The sequence below is a fragment of the Clostridium sp. NkU-1 genome, assembly GCA_001312405.1.
Window position 1 is genome coordinate 349,389 of the sequence record BBDR01000002.1, and the last position, 17,819, is coordinate 367,207.

The following is a 17,819-nucleotide window of genomic DNA, read 5'->3' on the forward strand; positions in this document are numbered from 1 at the left end:
AGGAGTGATGATTATGAAAAAGAATGGTACGGCTATGGCAGCTGCTTGTGCAGTGATACTGTTTTCTTTCAGCGGCTTCGTATCAGGCAGTAATATTGCTGTAGCGGACAGCACAAAAGGAAGTATTGAGTGGAAGACCGTAGTGACCATTGAGGATGAAGCAGTACCTCTTTATTCAAAGCCTTCCGGGAGCAGTGTGAAAACCCCTCAGGCTCCGGGAACGGTCACATACGGAAACGGTTCTGCACTGATAGACGCTTCCAACGCCAGTCATGGCTATGTAATGGTCCAGTATAGCGGAAATTCTTCCAAGATAAAAGTTCAGGTAATAAAAAGCGGAGGAGAGACCTATTCCTATGATCTGAATGCCAGATCAGCCTATGAGGTATTTCCTCTTACGGAAGGAAACGGAAAATACACGGTCCGGGTCTTAGAACAGGTGCAGGGTACCCAGTACGCCATAAAATCCAGCAGTGATATCAATGTAACACTTGCGGATCAGTTTGATCCTTTCCTTTACCCAAATCAGTACGTGAATTTTTCCTCCGGAAGTGCGGTGGTGAAAAAGGGTGAGGAACTTGCTGCTTCTGCGCCTGATGATATTGGTGTTGTGACCAATGTTTATAATTATGTGGTAGATAATTTTACTTATGATACGGCACTGGCAAATTCCGTTCAGTCCGGCTATCTGCCCAATGTAGATCAGGTGCTGTCTAAGAAAAGGGGAATCTGCTTTGACTACGCGGCAGTTATGACTGCCATGCTGCGGTCCCAGAATATCCCCACAAAGCTTGTGGTGGGATATACAGGAAGCCTTTATCATGCATGGGTCAATGTTTATATTGACGGCCAGGGCTGGGTGGATAATATCATCTATTTTGACGGATATGACTGGAAACTTATGGACCCGACCTTTGCATCCTCAGGAGGCAGTGATCCGTCCATACAGTCATACATCACAAACAGCTCCAATTATAAAGCGAAATATACGTACTAAAGAACTTCATTTCAAAGGAGATACGACAGATGAAAACGAAAGCGAAAAAGCGATATTCCGCAAGAGAACTTTCCGCTTTCTGCCTTCAGATATCAATTCTTCTCCACGCGGCAATCCCTCTTGATGAGGGATTGTCTGTTATGGCGGAGGATTCCGAATGGGAGGAAGAGAAACAGATTCTTATGCAGATGGCAGAAGAGGCTGAACTGGGTGTTCCTTTCTCAAAAGTACTTGAAAATACAGGTGTTTTTCCAGCCTATGTGATCCATATGGCAAAGCTTGGGGAGGAAACAGGAACCCTGGATCAGATCATGGAATCATTAGCCGGATATTATGAAAAAGAGCATATTCTTATGAAAAGTATAAGGAATGCTGTTACATATCCCATTATCATGATTTTCATGCTTTTGGTGGTTCTTCTGGTTTTATTTACCAGAGTTATGCCCATATTTGAAAACGTATACCAACAGCTGGGGGCAGAGATGTCGCCGGTTTCTCTTGCTGCAACAAGGCTTGGAGGTGTGTTCTGCGGGGTTTCTCTGGCTCTTTCGGTTCTTCTGGCCCTTGCGGCTGCCCTGGTGTGGCTTCTTGGCAGGAAGGGGAAAAAGTTCCTGGTTGCGGAACGGCTGATCCAGTGGTTGAAAAGAAGGAGCCGCATGGCTCTTGCAATATCCAACCGGCGGTTTACCGCGGTCCTGGCATTGACCCTTCACAGCGGACTTGAGCTGGAAAAGGGCATGGAGCTTGCAGGGCAGCTGGTTGAAAATCAGGCAGTGGAAGAAAAGATCAGGCAGTGCGGAAAAGAGCTTGAGGCTGGAACCGACTATTATACCGCTATGAAGAACACCGGGCTGTTCAAAGGCTTCTATGCGCAGATGATAAAGGTGGGCACCAGAAGCGGGCGGCTGGACCGGGTCATGGAGGAAATCTCCAGGAGCTATGAAGACGAGGCGGATACGGCCATGGAACGCATGGTCAGCCGGTTTGAACCTACGGTGGTGGCTGTGCTTGCCATTGCAGTGGCTGGTGCTTTTATCTGTCATGCTTCCTCTGGTCAGTGTCTTGTCTGCCATCGGATAGGGGGAATTTTGATGAAAAAATGGGGACAATCCTCCAGTGCCGCTCTTGGTCAACTGATCTCACTGATAGGCTTTGCATGTGCGGTGGCCCTTTTTGTATCAGTGGTGCTGGTCTTTTCAAAGAAAACCGATGCAAAGGGAGCCGAGACTCTTCGGGATGCCATACGCAGGGCTTCGGTGCAGTGCTATGCCATTGAGGGAAGATATCCGCCAAACGTGGAATATCTGGAAGAAAATTATGGAATACAGATTGACAGAAACCGGTACGATGTGTTTTACAGCGGCTTTGCTTCTAATTTTATGCCGGATATTACGGTCAATCCCCATGAACAATAACCGGGAGGTGGGCATTTGAGCGGAAAAGAAAACCAAAGAGGCCAGATGGCCAATGCTCTGTTTACCATACTGCTGTTTCTTGTATTTGTGCTCTGCGCTTTATTCTCGGTGCTCATTGGAGGCAAAGTCTATGAGAACATCAATGTCAGGGCAGAGGATACCTACCAAAAGGATGTGGCCTTAAGCTACATAGCCAATAAGGTGAGACAGGGTGATGAAGCCGGCATGGTTTCCCTGACAGAGATGGCTGGGATCCCTGTCCTTAAGCTGGAACAGGAGATACAGGATTCGGTTTATGTTACTCTTATTTATTATCAGGACGGCAGGCTGTGGGAATTATTTACTGATGAAGAAAGCGGCCTGGGGGTAGGAGACGGAAATGAAATTCTGGAATGCAGTCCCGTTACCCTGGAAATGGATGGCAGGCTTTTACATATAAAAACGGAAGGCGGAGGCAGCCTCTGGCTTTCCCTAAGAAGCGGAGGGATGGATGATGCATAGAAAACACCCCTCAGGCGTATTTATGATGGAGATGATTGCCGTTGTTTTTTTCTTTATCCTTTGCGCGGGAATCTGCATAAAAACATTTGTTAAAGCAGATTTCATGAGCCGGGAGGCGGCGGATTTAAACCAGGGCGTGCTGATTGCCCAAAGCGTAGCGGAGGTCTGGAAGGATAATGGCCCGGAGGGACTTGAAACCAGGTTTCAGGCTTATGGGGCAAAGGACGGTTCTGAAAGCTATGCAATGGGATTTGACAAGGCCGGTGATCCCTGTGAAAAAGAAAAGGCTGTTTTTGTTGTAAGGGCAGAAATAACCGGACCCGGACAGGCGGAAGTGGCTGTAAGCAGAAACGGGAAAAGTGTCTATTCCCTTACGGTGAACAGACATGAGACCAAGGATTGACGGAGGTGGAACCATGGCAAAACAGGAGAAGGCCTACAAGGCCAATATAGGCAGTCCTTCCCTTATTCTCATTTTCATTGTCATGTGCCTGATAACCTTTGGGATGCTTTCCCTCAGCACTGCCAAAAGTGAGTGGAATCTGGCAGAACGCAATGCTTCTGCGGTGACAGAGTACTACCGGGCAGATGGAGAGGGAGAGGCTTTTTACCAGATGGTTAAAAAAAAGGCGGCAGAAATCCGGGAAAAGGGCCTGGATCCCCAGGAGTGTAAGGAGTTCCTGGCCCGGGAGTTTTCAGATGCCTATGAGCCGGATAAGGGAACCATAACTGTAAATATCCCCATGGAACGGTCCCAGGCCCTTTACATAGAACTGGTTTTGGATCCGGAGGGACAGGAAGATATCCGGATATCAAAGTGGAAAGTAATTCAGACGGAGGATTACGAAATTGATCATTCCATGCCGGTGTGGACAGGCGGGGAGACTTAAGAATCAGGAGACTGGAAGATGAAGGCAATCGAATTGTTAAGCGCAGCCGTGGCACAGAATGCATCGGATATTTTTCTTGTGCCAGGCATGCCGTTTTCATATAAAATAGGAAGCAGAATTATAAATCAGAATGAAGAAAAGCTATCTCCGGCTCAAATGGAGACATTGATCACGGAGTTATATGAGCTGGCAGGAAACAGGACCATGGATAAGGTCCGGGAGCATGGGGATGATGATTTTTCTTTTGCTCTTCCCGGGGTTTCCAGGTTTCGTTCCAGCGTGTTCCGCCAGAGAGGTTCCCTTGCAGCGGTGATCCGGGTGGTGACCTTTGAACTGCCTGATTACAGGACGCTTCATATTCCTGAGTCTGTTATGGATATTGCCAGGATGACAAAGGGATTTGTCCTGGTCACAGGACCGGCCGGAAGCGGGAAGACGACCACCCTGGCCTGTATCATTGACAAGATCAATAATACCCGCAACGCCCATGTGATCACCTTAGAAGACCCTCTTGAATACCTTCACCGCCATAAAAAGAGCGTGGTGACCCAGAGAGAGGTCACGACGGATACGGACAGCTATGTGACCGGCCTCCGGGCAGCTTTGCGCCAGGCTCCGGATGTGATTCTTTTGGGAGAGATGAGGGATTATGAGACCATACGCATTGCCATGACGGCTGCGGAAACCGGTCATCTGGTGATTTCGACCCTGCATACGGTGGGAGCGGCCAATACCATTGACCGCATCATTGATAATTTTCCGCCAAACCAGCAGCAGCAGATCCGGATGCAGCTTTCCATGGTAGTTCAGGCCGTGGTTTCCCAGCAGCTGATCCCTGCGGTGGATGGCAGTGTTTATCCGGCGTTTGAAATTATGTTTTTCAACAATGCCATCCGGAATATGATCCGCGAGGCCAAGACCCATCAGATCGATTCCGTGATTGCCACCGGCCAGGGAGAAGGCATGATTTCCATGGATACCAGCCTTTTGAATTTATATAAAGAAGGAAAGATTACCAGGGAAAACGCCATCATTTACAGCGGCAACAGCGAATTAATGGCAAAAAAAATCGACCGGGCACTGTAAAAGTGCATAGTTTGCATTCCAGGCTGATACACTATCCATAATAATGAGAGGAGAGTGGCTGGATTATGAGAACAGATAAAAGAAAGATCGCATTAGTCGGAACAGGCATGGTTGGAATGAGCTATGCCTATTCTCTTTTAAACCAGGGCGTTTGTGATGAACTGGTTTTGATTGACATCAACCGGAAAAGAGCAGAAGGCGAGGCAATGGATTTGAACCATGGACTTGCTTTTTCCACAGCCCATATGAAGATTTATGCAGGTGAGTACAAGGATTGCTCCGATGCAGACATTGTTGCAATCTGTGCAGGAGTGGCCCAGAAGCCCGGGGAAACAAGGCTTGATCTGCTAAAGCGCAATGCGTCCGTATTCCAGTCCATCGTGGAGCCGGTAACAGAATCAGGCTTTAACGGGATTTTCCTGGTGGCTACCAATCCGGTGGATATTATGACGAGAATTACCTATTCTTTGTCAGGCTTTAATCCTAAGCGGGTGCTTGGAAGCGGCACTGCCCTGGATACGGCCAGGCTCCGGTATCTGTTAGGAGAATCCCTGCGGGTGGATCCGAGAAATGTCCATGCTTATGTCATGGGGGAACACGGGGACAGTGAGTTTGTGCCCTGGAGCCAGGCAATGATCGCCACAAAGCCCATTCTGTCCCTTTGCGAGGAGGATGGCTTGGCATGCACGGAAGAACTGAATCGGATCGAAGACGAGGTCCGGGGAGCGGCTTACCGGATCATTGAGCAAAGCAGGCCACCTATTACGGCATTGGCATGGCACTCACCAGAATCACCAGGGCCATCCTTGGAGATGAAAACAGCGTTTTTACAGTATCTGCCATGCTGCGGGGAGAATACGGACAGTCGGAGGTATACGCAGGAGTCCCCTGTATCATCAATAAAAACGGGATTCAGAGAATCATTTCCCTGTCATTGACGGAAGAAGAGATGAAACAGTTTCATAATTCATGTGATACTGCGGGAAAGCTTTGAAGGTATTTTATAAAAAAGTGGTGGAAGAGAGCAGGAAACGGGACCGTTTTCTGCTCTTTTCCGGGTTCATTGACCCTGATCAGAGAGTGATTTAAAAAAAGCGTTGACAAACAGATTTTCCCATGCTATGATATACGAGGTTCAGCGATGAACGAGTAAAGATGCTGATGTGGCACAGGTGGTAGCGCACCTCATTGGTAGTGAGGAGGTCACGGGTCCGAGTCCCGTCATCAGCTCTGAAAACAAACGGGAAGTCTTAATAAAGAGGCTTCCCGTTTTTGTCATATGCTGAGGTTGAAAGGTAGATATCTTTCGGCCCCGGGCTTTTAAACAGCGTGCCCCGCTTTGCCGGGTATCAACCGGATATGCAGTCATATCCCTTGATTCAATTGCACACAAAAATGATGAAAAGGAGTCACATTGATATGGGGAAACAAAAAAAAGAAACGCAAAACTCCATGGTCCATATTTTTTTCGGCCCATTAAAGTCATTCTTTTCGTATTTCTGGGAATGATGGTTTTGGGGTGCCTGGCCGGCAGTGTTGTATTCTTAAAATATCAGAAAGAAATTATAGCCTGCAAGGAAAAGGCAGATGCTATTATAAGCAAGACGGTCAAGACGGATTTTTCTCAGCCCACGGATACGAGAATATACGACTCTGCCGGAACTTTGATCGGAACCATCAATTCCGGTCACTATGAATACGTCCCGATTTCAGGGATCAGCGAGAACCTTCAGAATGCCTATGTTGCCCAGGAGGACAGACGGTTTTATAAGCATCATGGCATCGACTACAGGGGGTTATTGCGTGCAGGTATCGTATACTTAAAAAAAACAAAGGAGTAGCCACCCAGGGAGGAAGCACCATCACCCAGCAGGTCATTAAGAATACCTATCTGACCCAGGAGAGGACCATCCAGAGAAAGCTGACCGAATTTTTTTGCAGCCCCCCGTATGGAGGATAAATATTCCAAATCCGATATCCTGGAATTTTACTGCAACACCAATTTCTTTGCCAACCGGTGCTATGGTGTATCTGAGGCCAGCCGCTATTATTTTGATAAGGAAGCAAAGGACTTAACGATCTGGGAAGCAGCTACCCTGGCGGGCATCAGCAATAATCCGTCAAGATATGATCCGGTGGCCCATCCGGAAACCTCAAAGCGGAAGAGGAACCAGATCATCGACAATATGGCTCTTTGTAAGTATATTACAGAAGAGGAAAAGGAGAATGCCAAGGCTCAGCCCCTGACGGTTGCTAAGATTTATGAGCCGGGGACAAAGGAGAACTATCTGACAAGCTATGCCATACACTGCGCTGCCCTGGAACTAATGAAGAACGAAGGCTTTGCTTTCCAGTATGTGTTTGGCAATCAGGCTGCTTATGATTCTTATAAAGAACAGTATCAGGAGCTTTATCAGGCCAAGAGCGATATGATCCGAAACGGAGGCTTTGAAATACATACCAGTCTGGAAACGCCTATCCAGAACTCCTTGCAGGAAATCATTGACAACCGGCTGAAGGGCTTTAAGGATCTGCAGGAAAATGGGAAATTTGCCTTACAGGGCGCGGCAGTATGTATTGATAACCAGACCGGATACGTGGTAGCCATTGTGGGCGGCCGCGGTACGGATGATGAGTACAACCGGGGATTCTTAAGCAGGCGTCAGCGGGGTCTACCATAAAACCGCTGATCGACTATGCTCCTGCCTTTGAAACAGGATATTATTATCCCTCCAGGCTCGTCAATGACCATTTGTTTGACAAAGGGCCAAAAAAACAGCGGCGGAAAATATTATGGCAATGTTACGGTGAGAGATGCATTGAACCGAAGCCTTAATACAGTGGCCTGGCAGGTGCTAGGAGACATCGGCGTTGACAAAGGAATTGGCTATCTGGGCAAGATGCATTTTGCAGGCATCAGCTATCTGGATAACGGAAACAGCAGTATGAGCATCGGAGCTTTACGGAAGGCGCAGAGTGTGGATATGGCAAAGGGATATTCGGTTCTGGCAAACAAAGGGCTGTACAGCAATAAGACCTGTATCGTCAGCATGGAAAGCCAGTATGACGGTGAGGTATACAATGGAAACCAGGCGGATGAGAGGGTATTTACGGAAGATACCGCTTACATGATCACCGATGTATTAAAGGGTACCCTGGATAAGCCTTACGGAACCGGCTATGGCCTGGGGCTTTCAGTCCCGGCTGCCGGAAAGACAGGAACCACCAACAGCAATAAAGACACCTGGTTCTGCGGATATACAAAGCATTACACCACGGCTGTCTGGGTAGGATATGATACTCCAAAGGCCATGCCAGGAGTTTATGGAAAAACCTATTCAGGAAAGATCTGGCATGACTTCATGGCCGAAATAAACGAAGGACTTCCGGTTCTGGACTGGGATATGCCTGCAACGGTTTCCCTTTGGAATGTGACTTCCACAGGGGAAAAGACCGATGCTGAAACAGGAAGAAAGGATTTGTTTTCTTCTGTATTAGAGTCAGCGGCAAGAGCCAATGGAAGTAAATGGAAGGCAGAGGAAGAACGTAAAAAGCAGGAGGCCCAGGTCCAGAAAAACCTGGAGGCTTCCCAGCAAGCCAGGCAGGCGGTGGAGCAGACGGTTTCTTCTCTCCAGTCCCTGATCGGAGAACTATCTGCTGGGACACCGGGACAGCTTCACAGAAGAAAAGATAAGTACCGCTTACAGCCTTTTAGACCAGCTTTCCGGCACCGAATATTATGATGGATTAAAGACTCAGTTAGATGAGGCTGCAAATCGCGCCGCATCCCTGCCAAAGCAGGAGGATCCTTCAGGAAAGCCCCAGGAGATCGGTCCGGGGGTCACGAAACCGAAGGAGACGGCTCCGCCCATTTTCCCGGGAGATACAGATTCCGATGAGGAAGATAGTCCCTTCTTTGGTCCGGGAGGCCCTGATTCCGGTGTGGAAGCGGTAGGGCCGGGTATGTATTAACAGCGAAATAAGGGTTAGGGGTTGCTTTTTATGATGGTAGCTGTTATCCTTAATTAAGAATATCATTCAGGAAAGGAAGTGAATCAGAGTGGAAGGTCGAAGTCAGAAGATGGAAGCAGACAATTATCATAGGCGTATGGCAGTGAGAGCAGAATCCTGTACTTCGGGTCTGCTCTGGTCTCGCTGCCGTTAAAAGAGTACGGTTCTCTGCGTTTATGATAGCCATGAATTACAGGCTGGTTCTGTAATTATGGCTATTTTGCGTTGCAGGAAACTGCCTGCAATGCAGCATTTGTTTTGCTTCCATATCGCCGCGACGGAAAAATAAGTTCATGTGGAGGAAGAGTGGAATGCAGGAGAGTTACAATATGGAAGAGCTGATGGAGCTTGCGGACAGCCGTCAGTTCCGAAAGCTTAAGGCTGTGCTGATGGAATTCAATGAAGTGGATATTGCAGCTTTCATTGAAGCATTGGATTCAGAAAAAACAGTGGTGGTGTTCCGGATGCTTCCCAAGGAGATGGCCAGCGATGTGTTCGCATGTCTGGATGTGGAGAAGCAGGAACATATTATAAACAGCATGACTGATCACGAACTGGGAACAATAGTAGAAGATCTGTTTGTGGATGATGCGGTGGACATGCTGGAGGAACTGCCTGCCAGCGTGGTAAAAAGGGTCCTGCGGAATGCGACTCCTGATACCAGAAAACTGATCAACCAGTTTTTAAACTATCCGGAAAACAGCGCCGGAAGCATTATGACGGCTGAGTATGTGGGGCTTAAGAAGACCATGACAGTGGCCCAGGCCTTTGACTATATCAGAAAGCATGGAGTGGATAAGGAAACCATTTACACCTGCTACGTAATGGATGCCACAAGAAGGCTGGAGGGAGTGGTCACGGTCAAGGACTTATTAATGAATCCCTACGAGATGGCCCTTGGCGACATTATGGATACCCATGTGATAAAGGCGGTCACAACGGAGGACCAGGAAGAAGTGGCGGACAGCTTTCGGAAATACGGTCTTTTAAGCCTTCCGGTTGTGGATCACGAAGAACGCCTGGTGGGGATCGTCACTGTTGATGACGTAGTGGATGTAATGGAACAGGAGGCCACAGAGGATTTCGAAAAAAATGGCTGCCATGATCCCCAGTGAAAAGCCTTATCTGAAAACCAGCGTATTCCAGCTGGCAAAAAACAGGATCATGTGGCTTCTTGTACTGATGATCAGCAGCATGGTGACCGGCGGGATCCTGGCCAGATATGAATCAGCCTTTGCGGTGATTCCCTTACTCGTGACCTTTATTCCCATGCTTACGGATACAGGCGGCAACGCAGGAAGCCAGAGCAGCACCATGATCATCAGAGGAATGGCTGTGGGAGAGATCGGCACAAGAGATGTTTTCCGTGTGGTATTTAAAGAATTAAAGGTAGCTATCCTTGTAGGACTGATTCTGGGGCTTGTGAATTATGTCCGTCTGATCATCCTTTACCCCGGGCAGGAGATGCTTTGCCTGACCGTGATGCTCAGCCTTTTAGTCACAGTTATCGTGGCAAAAACCATTGGAGGAGTTCTTCCCATTGCTGCCAAGGTGTTCCACATGGATCCGGCAATCATGGCGGCCCCCTTAATTACCACAATCGTGGATGCGGTCAGCCTGATCATATATTTCCAGCTGGCCTGCAGGCTTCTGGAAATATAATTGATTTGGAAAATTCCGCTAAATCATTGTTTTTTTCCAGTGGTTCGTTATATAATGAACTACGTGGCTTTGGCGTGATTTCCTTTAACCGGCCTATTACGAGAATGAAGATATAGGAGTGTGTTCACAATGAGTAAAATAAGAACAAGATACGCACCAAGTCCTACGGGCCGTATGCACGTAGGGAATTTAAGAACTGCATTGTATGCTTATCTGATTGCAAAACATGAGGGCGGCGATTTCCTTCTCCGCATTGAAGATACGGATCAGGAGCGTTTTGTGGAAGGTGCTGTCGAGATTATTTATAGAACCTTAAAAGAGACAGGACTGAACCATGACGAAGGCCCGGACAAGGATGGCGGCGTAGGCCCCTATGTACAGAGTGAGCGCCAGGCCTCCGGTATTTACCTGGAATACGCGAAAAAGCTTGTAGAAAAAGGGGAAGCTTATTACTGCTTCTGTACCCAGGAAAGGCTGGATTCCCTTAAAAAGACTGTGGAAGGCCAGGAGATCATGACCTATGATAAGCACTGCCTCCATCTTTCCAAAGAAGAGGTAGAAGCAAATCTGGCAGCAGGTATGACTTATGTTATCCGCCAGAACAATCCTACAGAAGGAACAACCGCTTTCCATGATGAGATATACGGCGACATTTCCGTGGACAATTCAGAGCTTGATGATATGGTCCTGATCAAATCCGACGGATTCCCCACTTATAATTTTGCAAACGTGGTAGATGATCATCTCATGGGAATTACCCATGTAGTGAGAGGAAACGAATATCTGTCCTCTTCCCCGAAATATAACCGTCTTTATGCCGCATTTGGCTGGGACGTTCCGGTATATGTACACTGTCCTCTGATCACCAATGAGGAGCACAAAAAGCTTAGTAAGAGAAGCGGCCATTCCTCTTATGAAGATCTGATCATGCAGGGCTTCATATCAGAGGCTGTTGTAAATTATGTCGCGCTTTTAGGCTGGTCCCCAGTGGGCAACCAGGAGATTTTCTCCCTGGAGGATTTAATAAAGGAATTTGACTTCCACAATATCAGCAAATCCCCGGCAGTTTTCGACATGACCAAGCTGCGGTGGATGAACAGCGAATACATGAAATCCATGGACTTTGACCGGTTCTTCCAATTGGCAGAGCCTTATCTGAAGGCTGTTATTAAGAAGGATCTGGACTTAAGAAAGATCGCGGCCATGGTTAAAACAAGAATCGAAGTTTTTCCGGACATTGCAGAACACATTGACTTTTTTTGAAACTTTGCCGGAATACGATACTGCCATGTACACCAATAAGAAAATGAAGACAGGCAGCGAAACATCCCTTGCCCTGTTAAAGGATGTGCTTCCAATCCTGGAAGCTCAGGAGGATTACAGCAATGATGCGCTGTATGAAACGCTTTCAAAGTATGTTTCCGAAAAGGAGTATAAAACCGGTTTTGTTATGTGGCCCATCCGCACCGCGGTTTCAGGAAAGCAGATGACTCCCGCAGGCGCTACCGAGATTATGGAGATCCTTGGAAAAGAAGAGACCCTTATGAGAATCAGAAAGGGAATCGAACTTTTAAGCAATGGAGCTCAATAGTTATAATTATAGAAGCAGAGGCTCCGGATATGACCGGACCTCTGCTTTTCGTTTGATGGGATCTGCCGCATAGGGCATGATTCCAAAATGGAGGAGATCATGAAGGAACAGGTCACATATGAAGGAGCCCAGAAGGAGGCGGTCCTTCACCATAAAGGTCCCATGCTGGTCCTTGCCGGGCCAGGTTCCGGGAAGACCTTTACCATCACCCACCGGATATGTCATTTGATTGAGACATATGGTGTGGATCCGTCAAATATCCTGGTCATCACATTTACAAAAGCAGCTGCCAGGGAGATGAAGGAACGTTTTGAAAGCCTTGTGGGCGGCAGGCCGTCTGCGGTCAGCTTTGGAACCTTTCATGCCATATTTTTCCGGATACTTAAGTTTGCCTACCGTTACGATGCACGCAGCATTGTGAGAGAGGAGCAGAAGATCCAGTACATAAAGGAAGCCATGGATAAGAACCAGGTAGAGGTGGAAGATGAGGCGGAATTCGTAACCTCTGTTTTATCGGAAATCAGCTCAGTAAAAGGAGAGATGATCGACCTGGATCACTATTATTCCAAAAACTGTTCTGAGGAAATATTCAAACAGCTTTATCTCACGTATGAGGACCGGCTTCGCAGGGCCAATCTCATTGACTTTGACGACATGATGGTGATGTGCTATGAATTATTTGTCCAGAGAAAGGACATCCTGAATGCATGGCAGAAAAAGTATCAGTATATCCTGGTGGATGAATTTCAGGATATTAACCGGGTGCAGTATGAGATTGTCCGGATGCTGGCAGCACCGGAAAATAATCTGTTTATCGTAGGTGATGATGACCAGTCCATCTATCGTTTCCGGGGAGCAAAACCGGAAATCATGCTGGGCTTTGAAAAGGATTATAAAGGAGCTAAAAAGGTCCTTTTAAATATTAATTTCAGAAGTACCAAAGAAATTGTGGAGGCTTCCGGAAAGCTGATCGCCCACAATGAGATGCGTTTTCCGAAAAAGATCGTCACGAAAAAAGGGCATGGAAAGCCGGTTGTTACAAGAGTCTGGCAGGATCCCCAGGAGGAAACTCTGGAAATCGTCCGGGAAATCATGGCTTATGCAAAGGCCGGGTTTGACTGGCAGGAGATGGCGGTCCTTTACCGGACAAACCTGGGGCCAAGGCTGTTGATCGAAAAGTTCATGGAATATAATATCCCCTTCTCCATGAAGGATTCAGTGCCCAACCTATACGATCATTGGATTGCAAAAAAAACATTATTTCTTATATCCATGCAGCGGCCGGCGATTTATCCAGGGCCAATGTGCTCCAGATCATCAACCGTCCGAACCGCTACATAAGCCGGGATGCGGTAGAAAACAATCCGGTGAACTGGGAATCTATAAAATCCTTTTATCAGGACAGGGGCTGGATGGTGGAGCGGATCGAGCAGCTGGAATATGATTTAAAGATGATAAGGAATATGGCACCTGTGGCTGCTGTAAACTATATCAGGAAAGCGGTGGGGTATGACGATTACATCCGGGAATACGCCCAGTACCGGAGAATGAAGCCGGAGGAGCTTTTGGAGGTCTTGGACCAGCTTCAGGAGAGCGCAGCCGGTTATCTCACTGCAGTGGAATGGTTTTGCCATATGAAAGAATATGGAGAAGAATTAAAAGCCCAGGCCCAGTCAGGGGGAGGAAATTTAAATGGAGTATCTCTTATGACCATGCACAGCTCCAAGGGACTGGAATACAGGATCGTCTACATTCTGGACGCCAATGAAGGCGTGACGCCTCACCATAAGGCAGTGCTTCCGGCAGATTTGGAGGAAGAGCGGCGGATGTTTTACGTGGCAATGACAAGGTCCAAGGAGCGGCTTCACGTCAATTATGTACGGGAGAGATACAGCAAAAAGCAGGAGGTTTCCCGTTTTGTACGGGAATACTTGGAACGGGAATGATAACACCCTGCGGGTATCCCTTTGTGCCCTGAAAACATGGGCAGAAACAAGGAAAGGAGAGCGAGATATGAAGTCCTATGTACACATATACTGCGGGGATGGAAAGGGAAAGACAACGGCAGCCATAGGACTGTCCGTGCGCGCATGCGGCAGCGGGAAACGGGTGCTTATTACCCGATTTTTAAAAACCGATCATTCCGGTGAAGTAAAGGCATTATGCGGGCTTGACCGAATCACGGTCACACCCTGTGAGCGGAGTTTTGGCTTTTTTTCCAGAATGTCCCCTGAGCAGAAAAAAGAGGCGGGCATCTACTATTCTCAATTGCTGGAAATGACTTTAAACAAGGCGGTAACGGAGAATTTTGATCTGCTTGTTTTAGATGAGATCATGGCTGTATGCAATTTTGGTCTGGTGGAGGAAGAAAGGGTTTTGGAGTTTCTTTCTGCCCGCCCTGAAGGGCTTGAGGTAGTTCTCACAGGAAGGGAACCCTCAGAAAAGCTTGTAGAAATGGCGGATTATGTGTCAGAAATCAGAAAGGTGAAGCATCCATACGACAGCGGAATTTCAGCAAGGCAGGGAATTGAATATTAAAGATAAAATCCCTTGATTTTTGCCGGATTGTTTGATAGAGTGGAAATAGGCGTAAGAAAGCGCCCTACAACTAGATTAAGAAAAAAGAGAGGTATCGGAATGGCACAGGATCCTAATTTAGAGCGGGATGATATGGAACCGCAGGAGGAAATGACAGTTACACTGACCCTGGATGACGGATCAGAACTGGAGTGCGTAGTACTTACCATTTTCACGGCAGGCGAAAGAGATTATATTGCACTGCTTCCGATGAACGGCCCTGAAGCGGAAGAGGGAGAAGTTTATCTGTACCGTTATTCTGAGAAGGAGGACGGGCAGCCGAATCTTGAAAATATTGAAGATGACGAGGAATATGAGATCGTTGCGGATGCCTTTGACGAATTACTGGACGATGCGGAATATGATGAGCTGGTAGGCGAAGACGAAGAAGAAAAGTAGACAGAGGAAAAGCCGGGGCAGGTCCTTAATAGGACTGGTCCCGGTTTTAAGGTTTATATGTAATATGTGCTTATAAAACCTTACAAAACATAGGATACTACTAATAATAGAAGTATATACAGCAAGTATTGCAATCTATAAAACTTGCGTTTCATATACTACTATAATTGTATCTATGAGAAGTGAGGAATATCTGTATGGACAACGAGGCGGTACTTAAAAAAATCGAGGAAATCAACAGAAGCAAAGAGTGGTCTATGTACAGGTTATCAAAGGAAAGCGGGATTGCTCAGTCCACATTGTCCAGTTTGTTTGGAAGGAGAGCCAATATCAGCCTGCCAAAACTCGGCAGGATCTGCAATGCATTTGGTCTTAAAATGTCGGATTTCTTTTCTTTGCTGGAACAAGAGGCAGAAGAGGGGCAGTCCCGGCAGAATGATTATGAAATCATTGAGATTGTACAGAAGGCAGCAATGCTGTCTAAGAATAACAGGCGGCTTTTGCGTTCTATGATCATTGTAATGGAAGAACTGGAAAGAGAAAATAGAAGAAAAGGAGAACGGTAAAATGGAAAAAATTGTTGATGCCAGAGGTCTGACATGCCCTCAGCCGGTTATTAAAGCAAAAGAGGCATTAAAGGATATGGGAGAGGGTACATTAAAGGTCCTTGTGGACAATGAAATTGCAGTTCAGAATGTAATGAAACTGGGGAATTATGAGGGATTTGCTCCTGCTTCTGAGAAAAAAAGCGGAAGGGGAATATGAAATCCTGTTCCACGTAAACAGGAAACCCGGCAATATGGAAGAAACGGCCAAAGAGGAAGAATGCCTCCCGGATGCCAGAAAAAAAAGGCCTTGTAGCGGTGCTTTCCTCGGATCAGATGGGAGGAGGCAATGAAGAACTTGGACGCATTCTGATGAAGGGATTTGTTTATGCCCTTACCAAGCTGGAGGAGCTTCCTGAGACGGTTCTTCTTTACAATGGGGGAGCCAGGCTATCTGTGGAAGGCTCTCAGTCCCTGGAGGATCTAAAGAGCTTAGAGGCCCAGGGAGTGGAAATCCTCACCTGCGGAACCTGCCTGAATCATTATGAATTATCAGACAAGCTGCAGGTTGGCTCGGTAACCAATATGTATGAAATTGTGGAAAAATGGCTGGCGCCCGCCTGGTGATCAGACCTTAATAATACCCGGTTTTATGGGAAGAGGATGGTTTTTATTGACAAAACAGGGGTTTCGTTCTATAATTCACTCAGCTAATTTTAAACATCACTGGCAGGCTTGATTTGTAGTTACAGGTAAGCCATACAAAAATATTTGTAATATTTCATGAGTAGGAGCTTGCTCACTAAGCATAAATTTTCAAGTATTTTTATAGGGCGGATGCCCGGCATGAATAATTTGGCGGCTTATGCATATGTCTTTTAGAGATACATTCTATCCGCCAAATTATGAATGATATGGCTGAGTTGCAATGGTTGTTACCGTTTTATTTGTTTGAGGAGGAGAATTATGGAAAACAATAAAAGTGCAGGAAAAAAACCAGCGAAAGCCCCAGAAGAAATGGCAGTTGGAAAACCGGCGGCTGAAAAGACAGCGGCCATAGCCAAGGCGGCCGCAGCTCCGGTACAGGAAGAGAAAGCGGCTGCTAATGGCAGGAAGGCGCCTGTGAAAAAAACCAGTGCGCCAAAGAAAACAGCTGTAAAGAAAAAAAGATCCGGAAGTATCCTTTTTCTGGAATATTCCGGAAAACAAATTGCCGCAGGAGAAGTGCTTGAAGCAGTTAAAAAGGATTATCTGTCAAAGCATGAAGACGCTGCAGTAAAAACCCTTGAGATATACATAAAACCGGAAGAAGATATTGCTTATTATGCTGTGGATGGAGAAGGCTCCGACCAGTATAAGATCACGTTGTAGTATTTCCGCTGACGATGCCCCGGTATGTTTTTATATCCGGGGCTTTTGCCCGGCAAAAGGTCAGTGCCCGTAAGAAGTTTTTTTTCTTCCGGGTACTTTCCTTTTTTATCATGCTTTATTATAGGGTCATTTAGCCCAATGATCTCCATGTGATCCTTGGAGCCAGGATTCTGCGGTAAAGCCTTTCCAGCAGTATGGTACAGGACAGGGTGAAAAATATTTCCAGCACCGTGCTCACGATTCCTGTCAGGAAAAAAAGAAAGGCAGACAAAACCGTTATCACCAGTAAGCCATGCAGATAGGGCCGGTAAAGCGCCTGATTCATGCAATAAAGCTTCCAGATGATCATATAAAGGCAGATAAGAAGAGAAATTGATGCCAAAAAGGATAAAATAACATGGAGGACCGCATGAATAGGCTGAGAGTCCGGCAGATAAGGCGTGATGACCGCCAGAGCCAGAAGCAACAGGGCAGTGGTACTGATCACGGTTTCTTTTCTGTTCCGGGGAAGTCCGCCTATGATCCGTTTTAAAACGTAATAAAAATACGTTCCTACAACAATACCCCATAAAAGAAACAGGTTTTTTCTGGAAGATAAATTCCCTAATACGGAAAAGTTCATTGTGAACCAGTCGGTTCCCCAGGCAAACAAAATGGTATATATGGGTATAATGAAGTAAGCGGTAATGGTTATTAAGGACATAAGACACCTCCAGTCATTGGTCTCTTCCTATTTTGGCTCTTACTTCGAAAAATAATGACAGATAAGTGTTA

17 protein-coding genes, 1 tRNA gene and 4 pseudogenes are annotated in these 17,819 nt (G+C 46.8%); 21 read left to right on the forward strand and 1 reads right to left on the reverse strand.

The genetic code is table 11. From position 1 onward, the window contains the following. The first annotated feature begins 13 nt into the window (after positions 1-13). The 21 genes and pseudogenes from JCM10519_RS04455 (at position 14) to JCM10519_RS04550 (ending at position 17,045) form a co-directional block, all read left to right on the forward strand. Positions 14-997: a transglutaminase domain-containing protein gene (locus tag JCM10519_RS04455; RefSeq protein ID WP_054738080.1), complete on the forward strand. Its 984-nt coding sequence runs from the start codon at positions 14-16 to the stop codon at positions 995-997. 29 nt (positions 998-1,026) lie between these two features. After that, positions 1,027-2,412 (forward strand): type II secretion system F family protein, encoded by a 1,386-nt coding sequence (locus JCM10519_RS04460; protein WP_347843110.1) that lies wholly within the window; start codon positions 1,027-1,029, stop codon positions 2,410-2,412. Positions 2,413-2,427: 15 nt separating this feature from the next. Further along, a complete protein-coding gene (locus JCM10519_RS04470; protein ID WP_054738082.1) occupies positions 2,428-2,913 on the forward strand; it encodes a DUF4860 domain-containing protein in 486 nt (161 codons plus the stop codon). Beyond that, complete coding sequence (locus tag JCM10519_RS04475) at positions 2,903-3,316, forward strand: hypothetical protein (protein WP_347843111.1); 414 nt, start codon at positions 2,903-2,905, stop codon at positions 3,314-3,316. Before JCM10519_RS04470 ends, JCM10519_RS04475 begins: the two co-directional genes overlap by 11 nt. A gap of 13 nt (positions 3,317-3,329) precedes the next feature. Then, complete coding sequence (locus JCM10519_RS04480; RefSeq protein ID WP_054738084.1) at positions 3,330-3,803, forward strand: hypothetical protein; 474 nt, start codon at positions 3,330-3,332, stop codon at positions 3,801-3,803. Positions 3,804-3,821: 18 nt separating this feature from the next. Next, positions 3,822-4,889, forward strand: a complete 1,068-nt coding sequence (locus tag JCM10519_RS04485) for a PilT/PilU family type 4a pilus ATPase (protein ID WP_054738085.1) — start codon at positions 3,822-3,824, stop codon at positions 4,887-4,889. Positions 4,890-4,954: 65 nt separating this feature from the next. Then, a pseudogene (locus JCM10519_RS04490) lies at positions 4,955-5,883 on the forward strand (L-lactate dehydrogenase). Positions 5,884-6,046: 163 nt separating this feature from the next. Further along, a tRNA-Thr gene (locus JCM10519_RS04495) sits at positions 6,047-6,119 on the forward strand. 284 nt (positions 6,120-6,403) lie between these two features. Continuing rightward, entirely contained in the window at positions 6,404-6,730 is a 327-nt protein-coding gene (locus JCM10519_RS04500; protein WP_054738086.1) for a transglycosylase domain-containing protein, read from the forward strand. Positions 6,731-6,765: 35 nt separating this feature from the next. After that, a complete protein-coding gene (locus tag JCM10519_RS26335; RefSeq protein WP_347843218.1) occupies positions 6,766-6,849 on the forward strand; it encodes a hypothetical protein in 84 nt (27 codons plus the stop codon). Continuing rightward, on the forward strand, positions 6,839-7,570 hold the full coding sequence (locus JCM10519_RS04505) for a transglycosylase domain-containing protein (protein ID WP_054738087.1): 732 nt from the start codon (positions 6,839-6,841) through the stop codon (positions 7,568-7,570). The genes JCM10519_RS26335 and JCM10519_RS04505 overlap by 11 nt, the downstream gene beginning before the upstream one ends. A gap of 63 nt (positions 7,571-7,633) precedes the next feature. Continuing rightward, the gene (locus JCM10519_RS04510) at positions 7,634-8,632 is read left to right on the forward strand and encodes a penicillin-binding transpeptidase domain-containing protein (RefSeq protein ID WP_054738088.1); all 999 of its coding nucleotides are present in this window, start codon (positions 7,634-7,636) and stop codon (positions 8,630-8,632) included. Between the two features lie 579 nt (positions 8,633-9,211). Next, positions 9,212-10,562: pseudogene (gene mgtE / locus JCM10519_RS04515) on the forward strand (magnesium transporter). Positions 10,563-10,691: 129 nt separating this feature from the next. Continuing rightward, positions 10,692-12,153: pseudogene (gltX, locus tag JCM10519_RS04520) on the forward strand (glutamate--tRNA ligase). Positions 12,154-12,252: 99 nt separating this feature from the next. Then, positions 12,253-14,099: pseudogene (locus JCM10519_RS04525) on the forward strand (ATP-dependent helicase). Positions 14,100-14,166: 67 nt separating this feature from the next. Continuing rightward, a complete protein-coding gene (locus JCM10519_RS04530) occupies positions 14,167-14,691 on the forward strand; it encodes a cob(I)yrinic acid a,c-diamide adenosyltransferase (protein WP_054738192.1) in 525 nt (174 codons plus the stop codon). A gap of 99 nt (positions 14,692-14,790) precedes the next feature. After that, positions 14,791-15,129 carry a DUF1292 domain-containing protein gene (locus JCM10519_RS04535; protein WP_054738089.1) on the forward strand — a complete coding sequence of 113 codons (339 nt, stop codon included), beginning with the start codon at positions 14,791-14,793 and terminating at the stop codon, positions 15,127-15,129. 197 nt (positions 15,130-15,326) lie between these two features. Next, positions 15,327-15,695 (forward strand): helix-turn-helix domain-containing protein, encoded by a 369-nt coding sequence (locus JCM10519_RS04540; protein ID WP_054738090.1) that lies wholly within the window; start codon positions 15,327-15,329, stop codon positions 15,693-15,695. A gap of 1 nt (position 15,696) precedes the next feature. Next, on the forward strand, positions 15,697-15,894 hold the full coding sequence (locus JCM10519_RS26340; protein ID WP_347843112.1) for a sulfurtransferase TusA family protein: 198 nt from the start codon (positions 15,697-15,699) through the stop codon (positions 15,892-15,894). 71 nt (positions 15,895-15,965) lie between these two features. Then, positions 15,966-16,301: a sulfurtransferase-like selenium metabolism protein YedF gene (gene yedF, locus JCM10519_RS26345; protein ID WP_347843113.1), complete on the forward strand. Its 336-nt coding sequence runs from the start codon at positions 15,966-15,968 to the stop codon at positions 16,299-16,301. A gap of 339 nt (positions 16,302-16,640) precedes the next feature. Then, positions 16,641-17,045: a DUF6465 family protein gene (locus JCM10519_RS04550; protein ID WP_054738091.1), complete on the forward strand. Its 405-nt coding sequence runs from the start codon at positions 16,641-16,643 to the stop codon at positions 17,043-17,045. A gap of 130 nt (positions 17,046-17,175) precedes the next feature. On the opposite strand, the gene JCM10519_RS04555 is transcribed toward JCM10519_RS04550, so the two are convergent. Beyond that, positions 17,176-17,748, reverse strand: coding sequence for a hypothetical protein (locus tag JCM10519_RS04555; RefSeq protein WP_054738092.1), 573 nt, complete (start codon positions 17,746-17,748; stop codon positions 17,176-17,178). Positions 17,749-17,819 lie beyond the last annotated feature (71 nt).

Bases quoted from the DNA above. Each gene is read 5' to 3' on its own strand.
- JCM10519_RS04455 (WP_054738080.1), top strand. From the start codon at position 14: ATGAAAAAGAATGGTACGGCTATGGCAGCTGCTTGTGCAGTGATACTG.
- JCM10519_RS04460 (WP_347843110.1), top strand. From the start codon at position 1,027: ATGAAAACGAAAGCGAAAAAGCGATATTCCGCAAGAGAACTTTCCGCT.
- JCM10519_RS04475 (WP_347843111.1), top strand. From the start codon at position 2,903: ATGATGCATAGAAAACACCCCTCAGGCGTATTTATGATGGAGATGATT.
- JCM10519_RS04480 (WP_054738084.1), top strand. From the start codon at position 3,330: ATGGCAAAACAGGAGAAGGCCTACAAGGCCAATATAGGCAGTCCTTCC.
- JCM10519_RS04485 (WP_054738085.1), top strand. From the start codon at position 3,822: ATGAAGGCAATCGAATTGTTAAGCGCAGCCGTGGCACAGAATGCATCG.
- JCM10519_RS04505 (WP_054738087.1), top strand. From the start codon at position 6,839: ATGGAGGATAAATATTCCAAATCCGATATCCTGGAATTTTACTGCAAC.
- JCM10519_RS04510 (WP_054738088.1), top strand. From the start codon at position 7,634: ATGACCATTTGTTTGACAAAGGGCCAAAAAAACAGCGGCGGAAAATAT.
- JCM10519_RS04530 (WP_054738192.1), top strand. From the start codon at position 14,167: ATGAAGTCCTATGTACACATATACTGCGGGGATGGAAAGGGAAAGACA.
- JCM10519_RS04535 (WP_054738089.1), top strand. From the start codon at position 14,791: ATGGCACAGGATCCTAATTTAGAGCGGGATGATATGGAACCGCAGGAG.
- JCM10519_RS04540 (WP_054738090.1), top strand. From the start codon at position 15,327: ATGGACAACGAGGCGGTACTTAAAAAAATCGAGGAAATCAACAGAAGC.
- JCM10519_RS26340 (WP_347843112.1), top strand. From the start codon at position 15,697: ATGGAAAAAATTGTTGATGCCAGAGGTCTGACATGCCCTCAGCCGGTT.
- yedF (WP_347843113.1), top strand. From the start codon at position 15,966: ATGCCAGAAAAAAAAGGCCTTGTAGCGGTGCTTTCCTCGGATCAGATG.
- JCM10519_RS04550 (WP_054738091.1), top strand. From the start codon at position 16,641: ATGGAAAACAATAAAAGTGCAGGAAAAAAACCAGCGAAAGCCCCAGAA.
- JCM10519_RS04555 (WP_054738092.1), bottom strand. From the start codon at position 17,748: ATGTCCTTAATAACCATTACCGCTTACTTCATTATACCCATATATACC.